The following is a 21586-nucleotide window of genomic DNA, read 5'->3' on the forward strand; positions in this document are numbered from 1 at the left end:
AAGCACTAAGAGACTTTATTTTAACTGATCAAGATTTGATTGGTAAAAATTACGATCCTAGGAAACTATTAGCACCTGGTGTCACGGCCGTGGAAACGAGTTTGGCAGAACGTCTGGCTGTTTTCGGTGCTTCATCACACTAAAAAAAACGCTAACACAATTATTACTGTGTTGGCGTTTTAGATATCGACTGACACACCACTATCGCGTCAACCGCCCAAATAAGCTTTTCTCACATCATCTGAAGCCAGTAATTCAGCACCAGTACCGGTCATCGTAATTTGACCACTTTCTAAAACATAGCCACGATCAGCAATCTTCAAGGCTTGGTTAGCATTTTGCTCAATGACTAACACCGTCACGCCCTGTTCATTGACAGTCCTGATAATATCAAAAATTTTTTCAATAAATAATGGTGCTAATCCCATTGACGGTTCATCTAGTAGCAATAACTTCGGCTTGGCCATTAGCGCGCGTCCCATTGCTAACATTTGCTGTTCGCCACCAGATAAGGTTGCTGCATCTTGATTACGCCGCTCCTTTAAAATTGGAAATTGGTCGTAAATCAGCGCGTATTCTGACTTCAAATTAGTGCCTTTATCACGTGTGAAAGCACCTAATTGCAGATTTTCTTGCACTGTCATGCCAGCAAAAACGCGTCTACCTTCTGGTACTTGGGCAATTCCGCTAGACACAATTTTGGCTGAAGCCATCCCTAAAATATCTTGATTTTGAAAATTGATGTGCCCAGAGGTCGGTTTGGTTAAATTTGAAATAGTTCTCAAGATTGTCGTTTTGCCAGCGCCGTTTGCGCCAATTAACGACACAATTTCATTATCATGCACGGTAAAATTGACATTTTGTACAGCTTTGATTGCGCCATAACTGACATTCAAATTTTCAACAGTTAACAATGCACTCATGTATCGTTTTCTCCCAAATATGCGCGGATGACATCAGCATTTTGTTGTATTTCTGCCGGTGTCCCGCTTGCCAATAATTTCCCGTATTCCAGCACATAAAGTCGCTCACTCACTGCCATGACCAAATTCATATCATGCTCAATTAGGATAATGGTCATCTTAAATTCCTGTTGCACTTGTTTAATAAGGCGGGTCAAATCAGCGGTTTCTTGGGGATTCATCCCCGCAGCAGGTTCATCCAAAAACAAGATTTTTGGTTTAGTCGCCAATGCTCGAACAATCTCTAAGCGTCGTTGCTGCCCATACGGTAAGTTAGTGGCTAAAGTATCCTGAACACCCAACATATCAAAAATTGACAATAATTGACGCGCCTCATTTTTTAAAGTCGCTTCATGCTTGTAAAAAGATGGCAGTCGCAATATCGCGTCCCATGTGTGGGCTCGAGTATGCGAATTCATTGCAATCATGACATTTTCCAAAACCGTACGGCTTTCAAATAAACGGATATTTTGGAACGTTCGCGCAATGCCCAATCGTGCTCTTTTAGCCGGTGATTGCTGATTCACTATGCCTAACTTTTGACCATCAAACAATGCCACATCGCCCTCGGTTGGCCGATAAACGCCAGTCAACAGATTAAATAATGTCGTTTTACCTGCGCCGTTTGGACCAATTAAACCAATTAACTCATTTTCGGAAGCTTCAATATTGACGTGATCAACTGCTGTGACACCACCAAAGCGAATGCTTAAATCATGCGTTTTCAGTATGGTCTGTGTCATGTCCATCTCCTCCATCAAATAGCCATTTTTTTAAAGATAATTCACGACTGCCAAAAATACCTTGCGGTCTGATTAACATCACGACAATTAAGATAACGGAATAAATAACCATACGTAATGAACCAAAATTTTGTAACAACGTGTCTAAAATACCCAAAGCAATAGCCGTAATTACCGTGCCGCTCATTGACCCAATCCCGCCGATTACAATGATGATTAAAATCATAATACTTTGCATAAATGCATAGTCTTTAGGCGCAATCGATTGAATAAAACTTGCCCGTAAACTACCAGCCATAGCTGCAAATAATGCGCCCAACACAAAGGCGATAACCTTGTATTTTGTCGTATTAATACCTAATGATTCAGCAGCAATTTCATTATCTCGTACTGCAATAATTGCTCTTCCCGGCATACTACGGACAAAATTAACGACAATAATTAGCGTGATAACCGCTAAAATATAGACCAATTGCCAACTAACAAACGGCGCAATACCAAAAATACCGGCTGGTCCGTTAGTAATTTTTAAGTTCATAATGACAATACGAATGATTTCTGCAAATCCTAGCGTTGCAATTGCTAGATAGTCACCACGTAAACGTAAAGTTGGTATCCCAACGATCAAAGCAACAATACCACTCACGGCGATACCAGTTACCATGCCTACAATAAAGCCCATAACACCGGGCAAAACTCCCATAATCAGCGCCGTTGCATACGCCCCAATCGCCATAAATCCGGCATGGCCTAGCGAAAATTGCCCCGATATCCCCACAACCAAATTCAAGCCCAATGCCGCAATCACATTGATGCCGATCAACACAATCGTTGTGACACCATAATGTCCGATTAAGCCAACCATTTGTGCCATGAAAATCAAAACAAAGCCCATGGCAGCCATTGCTGCCCACGACAATGTGTATTTAATATGCGTTTGATCCATTACACCTTCTCCCGCTTGTTTTTACCCAAAATACCAGTCGGCTTTATCAACAAAATAACAATTAACATCGCATACACGATGGCGTCTTTATAAGCAGAAAACGAAGTCGCTTGTACCATTGTTTCTAATATACCGATCAGCCAGCCACCAACAGCGGCTCCGGGAATAATACCGATACCACCCAAAACAGCTGCAACAAAGGCTTTCAACCCCGGTGTCATGCCCATCAAAGGATCGATGCTATTGTAATAAAGTCCAATCAACACACCACCAGCCGCGGCCAATGCTGATCCAATTGCAAAAGTAAATGAAATCGTGTGATTAATATTGATGCCCATTAAAGTTGCAGCATCAGGATCTGCTGACACCGCCCGCATTGCCCGACCCATCTTAGTGCGTTTGACAACATACGTTAGCAATAACATCAACACGATTGATGTTACGGCGATGATAAGTTGAATATTGGACACTTGAATCCCATAAAAATGGTACTGCACAGTCTTAATAGCTTGCGGAAAAGAACGTTGATCAGACCCATATAGGTACGTCATGCCGTTTTCCAGCAAAAATGCTATACCAAGCGCTGAAATTAGCACCGCTATCCTTGGTGAATGACGTAGTGGCCGATATGCAATATATTCAATCAAAACCCCAATCACCGCGCTGACTGCCATCGCCAAAACCAAGGCAATGAAGAAATTTAAGTGTAGCACTTTGATAAAAAAATAACCGAAATAGGCGCCAAGCATATAGATATCGCCATGTGCAAAATTAATTAATTTGATAATACCGTAAACCATTGTGTAGCCTAATGCCAATAGTGCGTAAACACTGCCTAACATCAGTCCGTTGATTACTTGCTGAATGAAAATTGTCATTTTAACCTCAAAATTTGATCAACACGTCAACTCTGTGTAACGTTTGATTTACTTCACGACCACAGCAGATGACTCTTTACCATCTGTCATACCAACCATCACCATTGACTTCACCGGATTATGGTCTTTGTCAATCAACATTTTTCCTGTAACGCCTTCAAAATTCTTCAAATTTGCCAAACCTTTGGTAATCGCCGCCTTACTTGTTGAATTTTCATTTTCAATTGCTGCTTTAATCATACGAACAGAATCATAAGCCAAGGCTGTAAACTGTGATGGCTCTTTGCCATAGGCTTTCTTGTAAGCCTTTGCAAATGGCGTTGCCACTTTGGTTGCCGGTGCATCAACTGAGAAATGAGCAGCATAATAAACATTGCTTGTATTTTTGTTGCCCGCAATCTCTGCAGTTTTAGGATCACCAATACCATCAGGACCAATAACTGGCACATTAATGCCCATATCACGCATTTGCTTCAAAATGGCACCGCCCTCAGTATAGTAACCATTGATAACCACAGCATCAAACTGCTTATCTTTTATTTTGGTCAAAACAGCTTGCAAGTCCTTGCTGCCTTCTTGGTAAGATTCAACGTCAACAACCTTACCCTTATATGCTTTCTTGAACGCAGCTGTAATGCCTGTCCCATAATCTGAGGAATTATCTTGGAAAATAACAACATTCTTGGCTTTCAAATTTTCAGTCGCAAATTGTGCCATCTTTGTGCCCATAAACGAATTCTTATATTGTGCTCGGAAAACATAAGGCTGAACTTTTCCGTTTTTTTGTATCGTAATATTATCAGCGCCAGCTGTTGGTGAAATCATTGGCGTCTTCCCTTGTGTCGCCACTGGGACGGCTGCTTGAACGCCTGATGTGATAACAGGTCCTACAATTGCACTCACTTTTTCGTTGTTAATCAAGTTGCTTGTCACTGACGCTGTTTCAGTGTTATCCGTCTTGGCATCTTTATTGATAATCTTAAATTTATAGCTTTTGCCATTGACCTTGACACCACCATTAGCATTGATTTGCTTAATGGCAAAATTGGCTCCATCCTGCTCTGCTTTACCGTACGAAGAGGCATCACCTGATGTGTCAAATACGCCACCGATTTTAATCACCGTTGATGATGACGCCTGACCAGACTGACGATTCATTACCCCATAGCCAATAATGCCGCCTACGGCGACGACAAATACTGCCCCAACAATTACAATTCTTTTCATTTTTCCTTCTCCAATTCTCTTCTCTAATTACCTTCTTTTTCGCAAATAAAAAACCCATGAATATCAAAATTCATGGGTTTAAATCGTTAATCATGATAATAGACATACTCATCATTTCAACACCCATGAAAACTGATTACCAGTTAGTCATGAGCGCGAAAAACCTCGTCATGACTTACAGCATGAGGAGGAGAAGGAGGGCTTGAGATGAGATTTGTGTTTGATTCATGTTGTGCATGATGTGTTGCCTCCAATTTCTTAATATTTAATATCATACAAGACACACAAAATCTTGTCAACAACTAATAAAATGAGAAAAGTTATCATTTCAAACCAAACTATCGCACAGAACCTTGTTATATACGTCAAAACGTTACAGTTTATTCGATTTTTAAACACAAAGTTAAATGCCCATTGACTTATAATGAATAATATCAGTAACAACTTCAAACCTAAGGAGATGCTTATGTTAAAAGTCAAACATGTCACCAAAAAATTCGGTGATTTTACTGCTATTTCTGATGTTTCATTGGACGTTAAAAAAGGTGAAATTGTTGGTTTCATCGGACCCAATGGATCAGGAAAATCAACCACGATTGATCTCATTCTCGGACTAACACAGGCAACCAGTGGTCAAATTGAGATTGCTGGTGAACAACTTAATCGTAATAATGCAGCCAAGCTACGTCAGAATATGAGCTTTCTATCAACTGATATGAATCTTGATCGGACTGTAACTGGTCGACAAGCGTTGACTTATTTTGCCAATTTACGACACATACCAGAATCAGAGCAATCATCACGTATTGACCATTTAGCTGGCTTACTCAATGCAAATTTAGATAAACCTATCAAAAAACTCAGTCGTGGCAATCGTCAAAAAATTAGTTTGATAGCATCACTTCTAAGTCGCCCTAAACTGTTAGTGATGGATGAACCAACAAGTGGTTTTGATCCCGTCGTACAGAATATTTTCATTGATTTAATACGTCAACACAAAAAAGATGGCGGTGCAGGCTTAATCTCATCACATAATCTTAGTGAAGTTGCAGAAATTTGTGATCGGGTCATTTTTATTGTCGGCGGTAAAGTGGTTGCCAATAAGCAAATGGCTGAACTTCAGGCTGTTGCGCCAAAACATGAAGTCATTGATCTAGATGCTGTTTTTGAAAAATTGGTACAAACACATCAAGATACGCGTTGAGGAGAAAACTAATATGCTAAAAAATATCTATGTTAAATCTTTGTTCGAGCGCCGAATTGGCGTATTATGCTGGAGTATTGGCATATTTTTGTTAATTTTTGGTGTTGGCTTGATGTTTCCGTCAATGCGTGACTTATTTGGCAAAGATATGGCGCAAATTCCAAAAGAATTTCAAGGGTGGTTTGGTGAAACAACCAATATCATGACAACTTTTTCTGGATACATGGCGACTGAACTTGTTGGCAATATCGGTATTATGCTGGTTATTATGGCTATCTTGTATGGTATAACATTTATCGCTGGTGATGAAGAAAAAAATGTTTTGCAGTCGCTTTTGACCCTCCCCGTCTCAAGAACTCAAGTTTATTTTCAAAAGTATTTTGCATTAACAACAATTAACATTCTGGCAATTATTGTTTGGGCAATTGCTGTATTAGCTGTTGCACTCACTCTTAATGAACCGCTAAAATTTTCAGTTTTATTCAAAATTATTGTCATGTTTTTTCTTACAAATATGACATTATCAACATTTGCGTATAGTCTAAGTGCTATTAGTGGCAAACGATCTGTGGGTGGTATTGTAACTGGTTGCTATGCCTTTTTGGCCTACTTCGTCAACGCACTATCAGCACAAAGCGATATTGTAGCAAAAATTAATTATCTTAGTATCTTTAAATATGCTGATTATATCAGTTTAGTTAATCGAGCGATTGATCTTAACAATGTTGTGTTAATGCTCAGTCTCATCGTATTGTTTGTGATTTCTGGATTATTGATTTTTACGCGTCGCGATATTCAGCTCAATTAGTTGCTCAAAACATGATTGCATGTCATCAAAAAGGTAGCCACAAATATGTGGCTACCTTTTTGATAGTTAGTTAATAATCGTCATTAAAATTGGCACAACAATCAAACTCAAGATCGTCGATTCCGTTACCATAATGGCCGCGTAATCCGCGTCCGCACCGTACAAACTGGCAACTACTGGCGCATTAGTCATCACAGGCATTGCCGACTGCAAAATAAAGACTTGCTTCATCAAGATTGGTACATCAGCTTTCCACAACAATAAAAACATCACCATTGGCGCTAAAATAAAGCGCCCGAACAAAATGCCAAGACTGTATTTATTCACTTTTAGATTACGTAATCCGGCACGTTGCACGGCTATACCAATGAAAAACATTGATAATGGTACCGTTAAACTACCTACGTATTGTAAATCAGAGGCAATAAACGTGGGTAATTGAATTCGAAAAACAACCAGCAAAACACCTAGCACAAATCCCAACAACGGTGGTGAAAATACTTTTGCTAGGGTTGTTTTGATATCAAAACGCCACTCTCCTTCACCATCTCGTTGAATTAAATAAGTGCCCAGTGTCCAAAAGAAAGTCGTGTTAATCATGTAGTAAACCAACACATACGGCAAACTTTTAGTGCCAAACAACGCCATGTTGATGGGTAGGCCAACAAACACCGTGTTTGAATTAAAAAACATGGACTGAAACAAACCACGTCTGTTTTTACGAATTGCTAATACCCGTGCAAATGCCACAGAAATTGCAAATAACACCAACATTGAAATAATTGGAAATTTAATATCTGGCAGCAAGCGCCCTAACTCATCTTTAGTGAAATCTTGCGTAATGGTATTAACCATGTACATTGGCAAAGCCACTTGTGTGACAATCCGTGCAATGATTTGTCCACTTTTGTCGGTAAACCACTTAGCACTTGCCAAGGAATAGCCAATGGCAATCATCACTAAAATGACTAAAACACCCTGTATACTTTGAAAAAAAACAGCCAAAACATCGCCTCTTTAAAATGTGAGATTTAAATTAAAAACATTCACATGTTATCATATCATTTACCGCTATGATTTTCATCTGAAATTTTTAAATTCTGTGAAACATAGAACCGTTTCGATGCAAATAAAAAACCTACCAGCAAACTAGTAGGTCTCACAATTGTCTTAATTTTTGTCATTGTAATAAGTAATAACGCGTTCATTAATTGATTGAATCTCACGGTAATTATCTGGATAATGGTCGTGTAATACTGCTTTATCTTCTGCTGAAATTGCCACAGGCTCAGTCAAGATAAGCCATTGGATATCATGCCGAATTGGCGGTGTTGTCAGTGAGCCAACATAGTGGAAATAACTATGGTTATTTGGCAGCAAACGCATCAAAGTTGCCGCATTAACCTGATTGTCATAGATATTTTTAACTGCACCAGTTTTCTCATTGGCACTAACATCCCCAAAACTAGCCACTACTAAAGTTTGGTCCCCATGTTGGAAAACAAAATGTGTTTCCACATCATGTCGTTGGCCATTAACCAAGTGTTCTGCCCCATCATGAAAGTGAAAGCGTTCAAGTTCCCAAATTTGATCATCAAGGCGTAACTGCCCATGAACTAGGAATTGCTCGCCTATTTCACGATCATCGTATTGCACCTCATCTTGGAAAGAAATTGCAAATTTCCCAGTTTCTTGAGGTTGAACCGACTGCGTCGCAATGTCGATTGGTGACTGATAAGCTGTATCATCTGGCTGACGCCAATTTTCTTGTTCTGTATAATCTAAATGCCGCATGTCATTCTCCTTTGCACTATTCTACCATTAAAAGTTTTATTCTCTTACCAAAAATTAGGGGCATTTTTTATAATAATGTCCCCTTCCTTTTGCCTATTTTTTCACATGCATCAACACGTTTTTTCTGGAAAATATTTAAAATTTAAGTTTCTTAAACTTTCCTTTACATTCACAGGCTTATCCATATTTATCCCCTAGGCTGTTGATTAGCAAGGGTTTAGCATTTTTTATAAACAACGGTCTACACAAGTTATCCACATATCCACAAGTTGTGCACGTTAACATGTGGATAATGTGGATAACCAACCTCAAATATTGTCTTTTCACACGTTTTGCTGTGTATAATCATGTTGATGTGTGGATAACCCACACATTTGTTCGTCTCATTGTCCACATTCACCCCTTTTGGTTGTCCACAACTGTTGATATTCTCTAAAGTTGTCGTTACCCTGTGGAAAACTCGTTTTCTTATTGTTATAATTATCTTTGCTACTGCTTCTAAACTTTTAGAAACACAGTCAGTTCAATCCATGATCGACGCTAAATCTAATCAGTGTCTGATCGTCATTTTTGACTTGAACGCTTTTAGGAGAGAGATACGTGACTAAACCAATCACAAAAGAAGAACTGTGGTCTAAAGTCCAAGCTGAATTTTTCACAAAACTCGGTCGTGTGACTTTTTCTACCTATATAGAACCACTCAAACCAGTAACACTGGAAGATACTAGTCTGACGCTAGCTGTCCCAAGCGACATGGCGCAAGATATCATCGATCAATGGGATCGCGAATACTCAATGGATTTTGTCCAATTTGCCATGACCATCGCTGATGGCTTTATCAAGCCAGACCTTCAAATTGCCCAACCAAAAACGACAGCTGCTGCACCAACGCTTGATAACTTGCCGTTTACACGGGAATCAGATTTAAATCCTGACTTTACATTTGAAAAATTCGTCATTGGTTCAGGTAATGAAAATGCTTACGCTGTGGCGCGTGCAGTCGCTGATGAACCCGGACAAGTCTATAATCCTTATTTGATTTACGGTGGTGTTGGACTAGGGAAAACCCACTTGATGCAAGCCATTGGTAACGCTTATGCGGCTTCAACACCGTCAGCACACATCAAATATGCCACTGCTGAAGATTTCTTGAATGATTTCACCGAATCTTTGCGAGCTGGTGATGGGGCAACTGCCGCTTTTAAACAAGAATATCGTTCTGTTGATTTATTATTAGTCGATGATATTCAATTCTGGTCTGGGAAGGAGAAGGTTCAAGAGGAATTCTTCAATACCTTCAATGTCCTCACCAAAAATGGTAAACAAATCGTTATGACTTCCGATAAGTTACCAACGGAAATAGTCGATTTGCAAACGCGATTAACATCACGATTTGAAGCGGGTATTATGATGGACATTCAAAAGCCTGATTTGCCAACGCGTGTTGCCATTTTGCAAAATTTGTCTGAATCAGATGGCCTAACAATTCCAAATGATGTTTTGGAATTAATCGCTGAAAAGATTGACTCCAACGTCCGAAGTTTGGAAGGAGCGTTTCATAAATTTGAAGCCAGTCTACGCTATATGAACAAGCCAGCAACAAAGGAAACGGCACAACAAATCTTAGGGGACCTGAACATTAATCAAGGATTCAAAATTACAGTTGAGAGAATACAGCAAGTGGTAGCCGATTACTACATGCAAACGATTGATGATCTCAAAAGTTCAAGTCGCAAGAAGGATTTGGTCACAGCCCGACACGTTGCTATGTATCTCACGCGAACATTAACTAATGAAAGTTTGCCAGATATTGGTCGCGCGTTTGGTGGCCGCGATCATTCTAGTGTGCTACATGCCACCACAAAAATTACCGAAAAGTCAGAAAGTGATCCACGCACTAAAGAGATGCTTGACGCACTGACTGACGAAATTAAAAACGGCAAATAGCACACTTATCATGATATAGTGGCAATAGGAGAGGTGAATGTCTGTGTGTATAACTGGTAATAAATAACCAAGTTTTCCAACAGGTTTGTGAACAACTATTTGCTTACATGTCTTTATTCACATCCCAGTTTTCCACAACTTCCACACCCCTTATTATTACTACTAGATCTTTTATCTTTATTAAGAACATATTGCTGGTATAGTGGTGTTAAGTAAAAAGGAGCCTATTTATGCAATTTACAATTAATCGACAAGCATTTATTAAAGCCTTAAATGATGTGTCACGTGCTATTTCATCACGGACAACGATTCCTATTTTGACAAATATCAAATTGGTTTTAAATGATGAGGAACTGATTCTTACTGGATCTAATGCAGATATTTCAATTGAAACAACGATTCCACAATCAGATACAAGTGCACAACTCGTCATTACGCAACCCGGTGGGATTACATTGCCAGCAACTTTTTTCACAAATATCGTTAAACGATTACCCGCTGACAATATGACATTAGCCATTGATGGCCTACGGGCTGCTATTACATCAGGCGCTTCAGCCTTTACAATTAATGGTCAAGATGTTCAAAACTATCCACAATTACCTGAAATGGAAGACGTTCAAAGTTTGAGTGTTTCAGCAGCGCAATTAGTTGATATTATTTCCCAAACAAAAATATCAGCTTCAACACAAGAAAGTCGGCCAATTTTAACAGGTATTCATTTACAACTGACTGGGAATAGTGTGAAAGCAGTGACAACTGACTCTCACCGTTTGTCACAACGAATCGTGACATTAACAGGTACAGATGCCGATGTTGATGCCGATGTGATTATTCCGGCTAAGGCTTTTAATGAATTGCAATCACTATTAGAAGGTCAAGATCGTGTCGATATTAAATTAGCCGCAAATCAGGCTGTATTTGATCTGGGGCACACAACATTTTATACCCGCTTATTAGAGGGTAATTATCCAGAAACAGACCGCTTGATTCCCACAGAAAGTACAACAGCCATTACGATTGAAGCTAGCGCATTATTAGGTGCTATTGATCGTGCTAGTTTGCTGAGTCACGAAAGTCGTAACAACGTTGTCCAACTATCGCTGAAAAATGGTGCGGCTGTTTTGACTGGTAATTCTCAAGAAGTAGGGCAAGTTAAAGAAGAGTTGGGCGCACAGACAATTGATGGGGATGATTTAGAAATTTCGTTTAACCCTGATTATGTCCGTGACGCGTTACGTGTCTTTAATGGTAAAAGTGTTGATGTTAAGTTCACAAGTAACTTGCGGCCTTTCACTTTGACACCTGCCGGTGAAACTGATAATAAACAACTGCAACTGATTACACCAGTTCGAACATTTTAATCGCATCCAATCAGACAACCCTTAAAAACTTAAAATTAACCGTTTAAAGCAGAATAAACCAACTACACACAAACGGTCTAAAATCGCTTATATGCAATTTTAGACCGTTTTTTTGAGATTTTGACTTTAAAAAATGGTATAATACTACATGTAACTACTGTGAAGAAAGCGTGCGCCACTTTGACAACAACCGTACATATAACAACTGAATTTATCACGTTGACGCAACTCCTAAAAGAAGAAAATATCATTTCTTCAGGAGGTCAAGCCAAATACTATTTGATGGATCATCCGGTTTTGCTTAACGGAGAAACAGAAAATCGACGTGGTAAAAAACTCTACGATCATGATGAAATCGAGATTGAAGGTGAGCGTTATCTTATTGAGTTGGCTGAAAATGTCGACGAACTAATCGCTGAGGCTGATGCACAAAAAGCAGCACGTGCAGTCAATGCTAAAAAAACCATTCGAGATGATCGTATCAAAGCGCAGAAAGCGGCTGCCGCTAAGGCACGTAAAGAAGCCCGCTTTGCAGATATGCGCCGAAAAAATCAAACACGTTCAGGCGGATTTGGTCGACCAAAACGCAATAATCCAAAGGGACCATCTTCATGGAACTCGAGTCGCTAACCCTTAAAAACTATCGTAATTACGGTGATTTGACACTTGAATTTAGTGATGGGGTCAATGTGTTTTTAGGTGAAAATGCGCAAGGCAAAACGAACTTACTAGAAAGTATTTATGTTCTGGCTTTGGCACGGTCGCATCGAACTAGTAGTGACAAAGACTTAATTCAGTGGTCTGAAAAGGAAGCAACAATTAGTGGTCGCGTGAAGCGCGCCATTAGTAACACGCCACTCTCACTGAACTTTTCAAATAAAGGCAAAAAAGCGCGCGTTAATCATTTAGAACAAAGCAAGCTTTCACAATACATTGGACAACTCAATGTGATTTTGTTTGCACCTGAAGATTTGGAGTTAGTAAAGGGCGCACCGAGTGTTCGTCGTCGATTTATTGACATGGAGTTTGGTCAGATGAACCCGCTTTATCTGTACAATACGACACAGTATAAGCGTATTTTAAAAGAGCGAAATGCTTATTTAAAACGTTTGCAACTGAAACAAACAACGGACACCGTCTTTTTAGATGTTTTGTCAGAACAACTTGTTAATGTTGGCGCGCAAATTTTACTAGCACGTGAGTCATTTTTAAAGAAATTAGAACAAGCTGCGCAACCAATTCATGCTGAAATATCAGATCAAAGAGAAACGTTGCATCTTGTTTATAATAGTTCAGTTAATTTTGAGGAAAAGGATGATTTGGCTGGCGTTACAGCAGCCTTTGAAGCGGCGCTGCTGAAACAACGTGCTCGTGAAATTATGATGGGGTCAACACTCTTAGGACCACATCGCGATGATTTACAATTTATTGTCAATGACAATGATGTCGCTGTCTTTGGCTCGCAGGGGCAACAACGAACGACGGCATTGGCAGTCAAGTTAGCTGAAATTGATTTGATGCAACAAGAAACAGGGGAATACCCCGTATTATTGCTTGATGACGTACTCAGTGAACTTGATGCGAATCGGCAAACCCACCTTTTGTTGGCAATTCAAGATAAAGTGCAAACTTTTATCACGGCGCCATCGTTAACTGATGTGGCACGACAACTGATTCACACGCCTAAAGTGTTTCACGTGAAACATGGTGAAATCACCTTAGAAACGGAAAATTAAAAAGGAGAATGTGTTCGCAGATTATATCTGTTCACACGCTAATAATATGGCAGAGAATATCGAAAATGAAGCATTGGAGAACATTGATGGCATTGTAACCGATGATACCGAAATCCGTCAAGCAAGCACCGTTCATGCAGCAGCAGGCGCTTACAATGCTGATCAGATTCAAGTTTTAGAAGGATTGGAAGCTGTCCGCAAACGCCCTGGCATGTACATTGGTACGACCACAGCGCAAGGCTTGCACCATTTGGTATGGGAAATTGTTGATAACGGGATTGATGAAGCATTAGCAGGGTTTGCGTCACATATTACGGTCACAATCGAAAAGGATAACTCAATCACGGTAACCGATGATGGCCGTGGTATTCCTGTCGACATTCAAACTAAAACGGGTAAGCCAGCTCTTGAAACTGTCTTTACGGTATTGCACGCCGGTGGAAAATTTGGCGGTGGCGGTTATAAAGTATCTGGTGGATTACATGGTGTTGGTGCTTCTGTTGTCAATGCCTTGTCAACGGATTTGGACGTTAGAGTTGTTCGTGATAATACTGTTTATTACATGGATTTCAAAGTGGGACGTGTCAATACGCCGATGAAGCAATTGACGGAAAAGCCCACTATTGAGCGTGGGACAATTGTTCATTTTAAGCCAGATGCAGATATTTTCCGTGAAACAACAGTTTATAACTACAACACATTACTAACACGTGTCCGCGAATTGGCCTTTTTGAATAAAGGTTTGCGTATTTCAATTACAGATAATCGACCTGAAGAAGCTGTTTCTGAAAGCTTTCATTTTGAAGGTGGAATTAAAGAATACGTCAGCTATTTGAATAAGGACAAGACTGCTATTTTCCCTGAACCTGTTTACGTTGAGGGTGAAGAAAATGGCATTGTAGTGGAAGCTGCCTTACAGTACACTACCGATATTAAAGACAATCTGCGGACGTTTACTAACAATATCAATACCTATGAAGGTGGGACGCACGAAACTGGCTTTAAAACAGCCTTAACACGTGTAATCAATGATTACGCTCGTAAAAATGGTCAGCTTAAAGATAATGCAGAAAGTTTGACAGGCGAAGATGTGCGCGAAGGCATGACTGCTATCGTGTCAATCAAGCACCCAGATCCACAATTTGAAGGGCAAACCAAAACTAAATTAGGTAACTCCGATGCACGTCAAGCAACGGATCGGATGTTTTCAGAAACGTTCAGTCGTTTCATGATGGAAAATCCAGCAGTTGCCAAGCAAATTGTTGAAAAAGGTGTCTTAGCCCAAAAAGCACGATTGGCTGCCAAGCGTGCACGCGAAATGACACGCAAACAATCTGGTTTGGAAATTGGTAATTTGCCAGGTAAATTAGCTGATAATACCTCAAATGATCCTGAAATTTCAGAATTATTTATTGTTGAGGGTGATTCAGCCGGTGGTTCAGCTAAGCAAGGACGTAACCGTTTGACGCAAGCTATTTTGCCAATTCGAGGCAAAATTTTAAATGTTGGGAAAGCCTCATTGGATCGTGTGTTAGCCAACGAAGAAATTCGATCATTGTTTACAGCAATGGGAACTGGATTTGGTGATGACTTTAATGTTGAAAAAGCCAATTATCACAAAGTCATTATTATGACAGATGCCGATGTCGATGGCGCCCATATTCGAACACTATTGTTAACACTGTTTTATCGTTATATGCGACCACTTGTTGACGCAGGCTATATTTATATTGCGCATCCACCGCTTTACGGTGTTGCCTTAGGCAATAATAAATCAATGACGTACATTGATTCTGATGAAGAACTTGAAGACTATCTGTCACAATTGCCATCTAATATTAAACCAAAAGTTCAACGTTATAAGGGACTAGGGGAAATGGATTACGATCAACTAGCAGATACAACCATGGATCCGCAGAATCGTCGTTTGCTACGTGTTGACCCAACTGATGCTGAAGAAGCCGAAGCAGTTATTGATATGTTAATGGGTGGGGATGTACCACCACGTCGTAAGTTTATTGAAGACAATGCTGTCTTTGTTGAGAACTTGGATATTTAATAATTGCCATCCAGATGATTTACGTAATGTAATATCATTCAAAATACTTACAAGGAGTTAAGCAGCATGTCTGAATCAAATGATAGTCGCATTAAAAATGCGAATTTGTCAGAACAAATGAAAACATCATTCTTGTCATACGCTATGTCAGTTATCGTGGCGCGTGCCTTGCCAGATGTTCGTGATGGCATGAAGCCGGTTCACCGTCGTATTTTATACTCGATGATTGAACAAGGTAACACACCAGATAAACCACACAAAAAATCAGCGCGTATCGTTGGTGATGTCATGGGTAAATATCATCCGCACGGTGATTCGGCTATTTATGAATCAATGGTTCGTATGGCACAACCATTCTCATATCGACACATGTTGATTGATGGGCATGGTAACTTCGGCTCTGTGGATGGGGATGGCGCTGCTGCCATGCGTTATACCGAAGCACGATTAAGTAAAGTTGCCATGGAAATGGTTCGGGATCTGAATAAAGATACGGTCAACTTTGTGCCCAACTATGATGGTGAAGAGCGTGAGCCTGAAGTCTTGCCGGCGCGTTTCCCTAACTTATTGGTTAACGGTGCTACTGGTATCGCGGTCGGTATGACTACCAATATTCCGACTCATAATCTTGGGGAAGTTATCTCGGCGCTTCATATTTTGATGAAAAAGCCTGAAGCAACGACTGCAGATTTGATGGAGGCATTGCCCGGGCCTGATTTTCCAACAGGCGGTATTGTTATGGGAAAGTCTGGTATTCGGCGTGCCTATGAAACAGGCCGCGGTACTGTGACTGTTCGTGCTAAAGTTGACATTGAACCAACAAAAAACGGCAAAGAACAAATTATCGTGACTGAATTGCCGTATGCAGTCAATAAAGCACGTTTGATTGAGCGAATTTCTGAACTCGCTCGTGAGAAGAAAATTGACGGCATTACCGGCATTCGAGATGAATCAGACCGTGAAGGACTGAGAATTTCTATTGACGTCCGTCGTGATGCCTCAGCCAGCGTTATTTTAAATAATTTGTACAAGCAAACCTTGTTACAGACTAGCTTTAGCTTCAATATGTTAGCGATTGATCATGGCGCACCAAAAACAATGAGTTTGAAAGAAATTCTTGTTGCTTATTTAGCGCATCAGCGTGACGTCATTCGTCGCCGTACTGCCTTTGATTTGCAAAAAGCGCAAGCACGTGCTCATATTTTAGAAGGTTTGCGCATTGCTTTGGATCATATTGATGCCATTATCAGTATTATCCGTGCGTCAGCTACTTCTGAAATCGCGAAAACACGATTGATTGCTGATTATTCGTTATCTGACAAACAGGCACAGGCCATTTTGGATATGCGTCTGGTTCGTCTGACAGGTTTGGAACGCGACAAAATTGAGGATGAATATCAAAAACTTGTTGCACTAATTGCTGATTTGAAGGATATTTTGGCACATGAAGAACGCGTGGATCAAATTATTTATGATGAGTTATTAGAAATTCAGACTAAATTCGGTGATGCGCGACGTACCGAACTACAAGTTGGCGATGTGATGAGCATTGAAGATGAGGATCTCATTGAAGAAGAAGATGTCATTGTGACATTGACAAACAGTGGTTATATCAAGCGTGTGCCAACTGCTGAGTTCAAATCACAAAATCGTGGTGGTCGTGGCGTGCAAGGCATGAACGTCCATGATGAAGATTTCGTCGATCAAATGGTTGCAACATCAACGCATGATACGCTGTTGTTCTTTACCAACAAAGGGAAAGTCTATCGTATGAAGGGATATGAAGTCCCTGAGTATGGGCGCCAAGCCAAAGGAATTCCCGTTGTGAATCTTTTGAATTTTGAAGGTGACGAAAAAATTCAAACAGTGGTCAATGTTCGTGGTGAAGCCAGTGAAAGTAAAGATTACCTATTCTTTGTTACACGCTTAGGTGTTGTTAAGCGTACGGCAGTGAGCGAATTTTCAAATATTCGTACTAATGGTCTAAAAGCTGTCACGTTACATGATGATGATGAAGTGCTATCTGTTGAAATTACTGATGGGACACAAAATATTATCATTGCAACGCACAATGGCTATTCAGTTAGTTTTGCGGAGGCGGATGTTCGCGTCATGGGTCGTTCCGCTGCGGGTGTGCGTGGTATTCGTTTGCGTGAAGGTGACTGGGTAATTGGGTCTGATGTCTTACACGAGAATGATAACGTGTTGGTGATTACTGAAAAAGGTTATGGTAAACAAACACCTGTTAGCGAGTATCCCATTAAAGGTCGTGGTGGTAAAGGTATCAAAACGGCTAATATTACAGAGAAAAATGGGCCTTTGGCCGGTATGATAATTGTCAATGGACAAGAAGACATTATGGTTACGACTACCCAAGGGGTGATGATACGGTTCAGCGTAGATTCAGTTAGTCAAACTGGTCGTGCAACACTTGGTGTCCGTTTGATTAGACTTGAAGACGAGGCGCAAGTTGCCACTTTGGCAAAAGTTGATCAGCAAGAAGAAGTAGCAGATGAAGATGTTTCACGTGAAACATCTGACAATGCACCACTTGATAATCAACAGATTGACCAAGTCTCACAATTATTAGATCGTGCACAAGATGATGCAGAATAACATTTAAAAAGAGTATCTCACTAATAGTGAGATACTCTTTTTTATCATGGTTGAAGATACGACAAATTATGCTTGAAACGACGTGAAACAGGTAGTAAATCACCAGTGGTTAACAAAAGAACTTTGTCTTTGCATTGATATTGTTGAATGAAGTCCTGATTGACACAAAAAGAAGCGTGAACTTGAAGAAATTTATCGTGGTAACGGCTGATTTGTTTAATGGTATTTCGTATTTGGGTCGTGATATTTGATTGATGGACATTGATATAGTGACGCCCGTTGTTACTACTAACATGAGAAATTGTATTCAAATCAAAGGTTTCGGTGTGTACACCATTGTGAATTGCCAGCCAGACCGGCATTTTAAGGTCAACTTGAGTTAATCGTTGATAAGCCATTTGAATAGCAAGCTGCAACTTTTTACCAAATTGTGTTTCAGGTTGTGCTTTTTGGATAAAATCAAGTGCACTAATATGCGATTGAAAGATTTGTAATGATAGTTCATCATGAGTCGTAATAACAATGATCGGAGAAATACAATCAGTTTGACGAATCATTTTCGCCGTATTAATACCAGCATGCAGCAGACCTTTAATTTCTAAATCAAGCAAAATAATTTTTGGATGGGGATCTGCTGCTAGAGCTGTGATTAGTTTTGTTGGTGAATCAGTAATAAAACTGCTTGGCAGATAATGCTGAATTCGTTGCTGTCCAATTGGGTCGTCTTCAAGGATGTAAAAATTCATTAGTCGCTCCAAAAGTGAGAGTTTGTGTAAAGGTATCGTGGCTGACCGTCGTGCGCAGTGAAACATCCGGTTGATGGTTCACATAATGCTTCACAAACGTCAAGCCAATGCCGCTGTGACCTTTTTTGCTAGAAAACCCTGATCGGGTGAGATGATTGGTTGAAAATGGCTGGTCGATACTGTTGATAATTTGAATAATGTGTTCGTTATTGAGAGTTTGCAAAGTTAAGCGTACTAATTTATTTTGTGTTTCTTCAGCTGCTTCAATAGCATTATCAAGTAAAATAGCAATTGAACGATATAGGCTTAGACTGATTTGAGTCTCACACCTTGTTAGTAGATCTATTGAAAATGAAACACCAGTATCACTAGCCATTCGGTGCTTCACTAGTAATAAGCTGCGTAAATTTGAGTCGCCAATTAAATGGATGTTGAAAGATTTTTGATTTGGTAATGTCGTTAAGCTACTTGACACTAGTGTTTCATAGGCACAGGATACTTCCTGTAAATTACCGTTTTGAATAGCAAAGGCTAAACTCGCTAATACATTTTGATAGTCATGCTTGAAGTACCGGAAATCCTCATTTGCTTTTTCTAGGGATTGCGTATAATCGTGTGTGATTGCTATTTCGTGTTGCTTTTGGGATAGTAAATGACGGTGACGAAAAAATGCAATGACAAGACAATTAATAAGAAAAACGAGCAAAAAAACTAATAAAAATTTTGCTTCACTCGAAAGTAAAATAAGCTGCATCAAAATGAGTAAGATATCAATGACGTAGCAAGGTGAAAAATTTGGTTGGCATAGTAAGGCAATGAGTGCTTGAACCATTAAAACGATACCTCTATTCATAAAATTGCACATATATAATCATAACAATAAAATAAATGAATTAAAAATGAATAAAATATCAATAATAATCACTAAAAAATAATACGTCATATCAGTCATAATTGCTTATAATTTGTTAAAAAGGCGCAATGAAGTTCATTTTAGAAACCTGATATAATGGAAGCAGTGTAGCGGTACGAGTTACCGCAGTTCTGAAGTACATGCTGATGGGCAGGTAAAAAGATTGAAAATTCATATTATTCCAGACTGGCATCAGGCAAATGCGGTCGTTCCACAATTTAATGACAGTCGACATCAAGCACAATTATTTTTGTCGCAAGGACAGACAGTTGAATTAGTTGTACTTGATTATTTACCACAATTACGACTATTATTGGCCAGTGCACAACTGGAATTAGCCAATGTCTGGTCGGCATTTGATCAATTACAACACATTGATTTGAAAGCACAGTTACCTTTAGCATTAGCGGATTTAAATTGGCCCAGTGGGGCTCTATTTGTGAGACTCCAAGGGCAAATATTAGTGACTGTCAATCAGCAACATTATGCGACAGTTTATTTGACGCCAAAAACGGATGCATCGCTTGATCATATTGATTTGTACGAAGCTGATCATCTCATACAACGTTTGATTTTGGATGATCGTGGCTTTGTGTCACAAGTACTGACATTTGAACAAGATAATCTTGTACGTCGAGACTATTTGACACCCAGTGGGCAAGTTGCCATCCAAGAAGACTGTTTAACAGGGCAAGTGACAACACAACAAAATTGGACGACACAAACCCAATTTGACAGTATTAATAGTCTAGTTAAAGCTGTTTTGAAATCACATCTGAGCGCAATACCAGATTTGGACAATGTGATTATGGCCAGTGGTGAGTTAAATCGTGAAATCATTCAATCGTGGTCATTTTCTCAACCTGTCGTCATGAGTTGGCCGGCTAATGACCATGAAGCCATGGCAGATGGAGGACATGATAAATCCGGTTTCAATGTTGTTCAAACACCGGCCGATCGAGAATATTTATCGCAGCAAGTGTCAGATGACGTTAATATTAGTATTATTCCTGCGTTTTCCACTGATAATCATGTTGAATTAACTGCAAATGATATGGTGAATCCGATTAAAAAGATTTATTGGACTACTAAATCAATGTCACTAACGGATCAGAAAGTTGTGGTGACGCAATTAATTGATCTATTAGCAAATGATTTTAGTACGACAATTATTTTTGAATCAACGATGTTATATCCAGAAATTCAGGCTATGGTAGACCAAGCCAGTCTCTCTGCTAAGAATGAACATGGTTTAATTGACGATGATAGCCAAGCAGCCTTTAAAGTACGTTTTCAAATTTTGGCGTCTCAAAATGAAATAAAGCGACAACAATTAATGGCGCAGACACGCGTACTAATAGACCTTGATGAGCATCCGGACCAATTTTTACAGTCCTTGGCATTAACATTTTCAGTCCCACAAATTAATTTAGTAGCAACGTCTTATTTAGTGCCACAAGAAAACGGACAACAGTTGGCAGCAATAACTGATTTAAAAGACGTGTTACCCATGTATTTGGATAATCAAGATAAGTTTAATCAAACACAGCGTGCAGCGCGTGAACTGGCTAAAGAGACAAATAGTGAAATGCTTTGGATAAAGTGGCAACAAATCTTTAATAAATTGAAATCGTAACGGGGCA

At 39.7% G+C, this 21586-nt stretch carries 18 protein-coding genes; 9 read left to right on the forward strand and 9 right to left on the reverse strand.

What is annotated here, in order from left to right:
* Positions 1-209: 209 nt before the first annotated feature.
* The 5 genes from IEU65_RS09725 to IEU65_RS09745 are packed head-to-tail and all read right to left on the reverse strand — an operon-like array spanning position 210 to position 4756.
* Positions 210-923, reverse strand: coding sequence for an ABC transporter ATP-binding protein (locus IEU65_RS09725; protein WP_031941005.1), 714 nt, complete (start codon positions 921-923; stop codon positions 210-212).
* Complete coding sequence (locus tag IEU65_RS09730; protein ID WP_010278666.1) at positions 920-1705, reverse strand: ABC transporter ATP-binding protein; 786 nt, start codon at positions 1703-1705, stop codon at positions 920-922. The genes IEU65_RS09725 and IEU65_RS09730 overlap by 4 nt, the downstream gene beginning before the upstream one ends.
* Positions 1677-2651 (reverse strand): branched-chain amino acid ABC transporter permease, encoded by a 975-nt coding sequence (locus tag IEU65_RS09735; RefSeq protein ID WP_147651143.1) that lies wholly within the window; start codon positions 2649-2651, stop codon positions 1677-1679. Before IEU65_RS09735 ends, IEU65_RS09730 begins: the two co-directional genes overlap by 29 nt.
* Positions 2651-3529: a branched-chain amino acid ABC transporter permease gene (locus IEU65_RS09740; protein WP_010296533.1), complete on the reverse strand. Its 879-nt coding sequence runs from the start codon at positions 3527-3529 to the stop codon at positions 2651-2653. Before IEU65_RS09740 ends, IEU65_RS09735 begins: the two co-directional genes overlap by 1 nt.
* A 48-nt stretch (positions 3530-3577) precedes the next feature.
* Positions 3578-4756 carry an ABC transporter substrate-binding protein gene (locus IEU65_RS09745; RefSeq protein WP_010296532.1) on the reverse strand — a complete coding sequence of 393 codons (1179 nt, stop codon included), beginning with the start codon at positions 4754-4756 and terminating at the stop codon, positions 3578-3580.
* A 466-nt stretch (positions 4757-5222) separates the two neighbouring features.
* On the opposite strand from IEU65_RS09745, the gene IEU65_RS09750 reads away from it, so the two are divergent.
* Positions 5223-5960 (forward strand): ABC transporter ATP-binding protein, encoded by a 738-nt coding sequence (locus IEU65_RS09750; protein WP_010275944.1) that lies wholly within the window; start codon positions 5223-5225, stop codon positions 5958-5960.
* Positions 5961-5973: 13 nt separating this feature from the next.
* Complete coding sequence (locus tag IEU65_RS09755) at positions 5974-6768, forward strand: ABC transporter permease subunit (RefSeq protein ID WP_010275942.1); 795 nt, start codon at positions 5974-5976, stop codon at positions 6766-6768.
* Positions 6769-6834: 66 nt separating this feature from the next.
* Here IEU65_RS09755 and IEU65_RS09760 read toward each other — a convergent pair whose 3' ends face one another.
* The gene (locus tag IEU65_RS09760) at positions 6835-7773 is read right to left on the reverse strand and encodes an AEC family transporter (RefSeq protein ID WP_010275940.1); all 939 of its coding nucleotides are present in this window, start codon (positions 7771-7773) and stop codon (positions 6835-6837) included.
* 165 nt (positions 7774-7938) lie between these two features.
* Complete coding sequence (locus IEU65_RS09765; protein WP_010275936.1) at positions 7939-8562, reverse strand: carbonic anhydrase family protein; 624 nt, start codon at positions 8560-8562, stop codon at positions 7939-7941.
* Between the two features lie 600 nt (positions 8563-9162).
* Here IEU65_RS09765 and dnaA point away from each other — a divergent pair.
* The 6 genes from dnaA (at position 9163) to gyrA (ending at position 18284) form a co-directional block, all read left to right on the forward strand.
* Complete coding sequence (dnaA, locus tag IEU65_RS09770) at positions 9163-10509, forward strand: chromosomal replication initiator protein DnaA (protein WP_010275931.1); 1347 nt, start codon at positions 9163-9165, stop codon at positions 10507-10509.
* Between the two features lie 230 nt (positions 10510-10739).
* A complete protein-coding gene (dnaN, locus tag IEU65_RS09775) occupies positions 10740-11873 on the forward strand; it encodes a DNA polymerase III subunit beta (RefSeq protein ID WP_010275928.1) in 1134 nt (377 codons plus the stop codon).
* Positions 11874-12053: 180 nt separating this feature from the next.
* On the forward strand, positions 12054-12503 hold the full coding sequence (gene yaaA, locus IEU65_RS09780) for a S4 domain-containing protein YaaA (protein ID WP_010275924.1): 450 nt from the start codon (positions 12054-12056) through the stop codon (positions 12501-12503).
* The gene (gene recF, locus IEU65_RS09785; protein ID WP_010275921.1) at positions 12485-13609 is read left to right on the forward strand and encodes a DNA replication/repair protein RecF; all 1125 of its coding nucleotides are present in this window, start codon (positions 12485-12487) and stop codon (positions 13607-13609) included. Before yaaA ends, recF begins: the two co-directional genes overlap by 19 nt.
* Before the next feature lie 46 nt (positions 13610-13655).
* Positions 13656-15668, forward strand: coding sequence for a DNA topoisomerase (ATP-hydrolyzing) subunit B (gene gyrB / locus IEU65_RS09790; protein ID WP_031940959.1), 2013 nt, complete (start codon positions 13656-13658; stop codon positions 15666-15668).
* 66 nt (positions 15669-15734) lie between these two features.
* Complete coding sequence (gene gyrA, locus IEU65_RS09795; protein WP_010275913.1) at positions 15735-18284, forward strand: DNA gyrase subunit A; 2550 nt, start codon at positions 15735-15737, stop codon at positions 18282-18284.
* A gap of 44 nt (positions 18285-18328) precedes the next feature.
* Here gyrA and IEU65_RS09800 read toward each other — a convergent pair whose 3' ends face one another.
* Both IEU65_RS09800 and IEU65_RS09805 read right to left on the reverse strand, forming a co-directional pair.
* Positions 18329-19030, reverse strand: coding sequence for a LytR/AlgR family response regulator transcription factor (locus tag IEU65_RS09800; protein WP_010275910.1), 702 nt, complete (start codon positions 19028-19030; stop codon positions 18329-18331).
* Positions 19011-19862: a GHKL domain-containing protein gene (locus tag IEU65_RS09805; RefSeq protein WP_010275906.1), complete on the reverse strand. Its 852-nt coding sequence runs from the start codon at positions 19860-19862 to the stop codon at positions 19011-19013. The genes IEU65_RS09800 and IEU65_RS09805 overlap by 20 nt, the downstream gene beginning before the upstream one ends.
* Positions 19863-20106: 244 nt before the next feature.
* Between IEU65_RS09805 and asp1 the strand changes: the two genes are divergently transcribed.
* Positions 20107-21579: an accessory Sec system protein Asp1 gene (gene asp1 / locus IEU65_RS09810; RefSeq protein WP_010275902.1), complete on the forward strand. Its 1473-nt coding sequence runs from the start codon at positions 20107-20109 to the stop codon at positions 21577-21579.
* Positions 21580-21586 lie beyond the last annotated feature (7 nt).

It is taken from the genome of Leuconostoc pseudomesenteroides KCTC 3652 (assembly GCF_014634745.1).
GTDB lineage: Bacteria > Bacillota > Bacilli > Lactobacillales > Lactobacillaceae > Leuconostoc > Leuconostoc pseudomesenteroides.

Bases quoted from the DNA above. Each gene is read 5' to 3' on its own strand.
- recF (WP_010275921.1), top strand. From the start codon at position 12,485: ATGGAACTCGAGTCGCTAACCCTTAAAAACTATCGTAATTACGGTGAT.
- gyrB (WP_031940959.1), top strand. From the start codon at position 13,656: ATGGCAGAGAATATCGAAAATGAAGCATTGGAGAACATTGATGGCATT.
- IEU65_RS09745 (WP_010296532.1), bottom strand. From the start codon at position 4,756: ATGAAAAGAATTGTAATTGTTGGGGCAGTATTTGTCGTCGCCGTAGGC.
- IEU65_RS09805 (WP_010275906.1), bottom strand. From the start codon at position 19,862: ATGGTTCAAGCACTCATTGCCTTACTATGCCAACCAAATTTTTCACCT.
- IEU65_RS09800 (WP_010275910.1), bottom strand. From the start codon at position 19,030: ATGAATTTTTACATCCTTGAAGACGACCCAATTGGACAGCAACGAATT.
- IEU65_RS09740 (WP_010296533.1), bottom strand. From the start codon at position 3,529: ATGACAATTTTCATTCAGCAAGTAATCAACGGACTGATGTTAGGCAGT.
- IEU65_RS09735 (WP_147651143.1), bottom strand. From the start codon at position 2,651: ATGGATCAAACGCATATTAAATACACATTGTCGTGGGCAGCAATGGCT.
- dnaN (WP_010275928.1), top strand. From the start codon at position 10,740: ATGCAATTTACAATTAATCGACAAGCATTTATTAAAGCCTTAAATGAT.
- IEU65_RS09725 (WP_031941005.1), bottom strand. From the start codon at position 923: ATGAGTGCATTGTTAACTGTTGAAAATTTGAATGTCAGTTATGGCGCA.
- gyrA (WP_010275913.1), top strand. From the start codon at position 15,735: ATGTCTGAATCAAATGATAGTCGCATTAAAAATGCGAATTTGTCAGAA.
- IEU65_RS09730 (WP_010278666.1), bottom strand. From the start codon at position 1,705: ATGACACAGACCATACTGAAAACGCATGATTTAAGCATTCGCTTTGGT.
- IEU65_RS09755 (WP_010275942.1), top strand. From the start codon at position 5,974: ATGCTAAAAAATATCTATGTTAAATCTTTGTTCGAGCGCCGAATTGGC.
- IEU65_RS09750 (WP_010275944.1), top strand. From the start codon at position 5,223: ATGTTAAAAGTCAAACATGTCACCAAAAAATTCGGTGATTTTACTGCT.
- IEU65_RS09765 (WP_010275936.1), bottom strand. From the start codon at position 8,562: ATGCGGCATTTAGATTATACAGAACAAGAAAATTGGCGTCAGCCAGAT.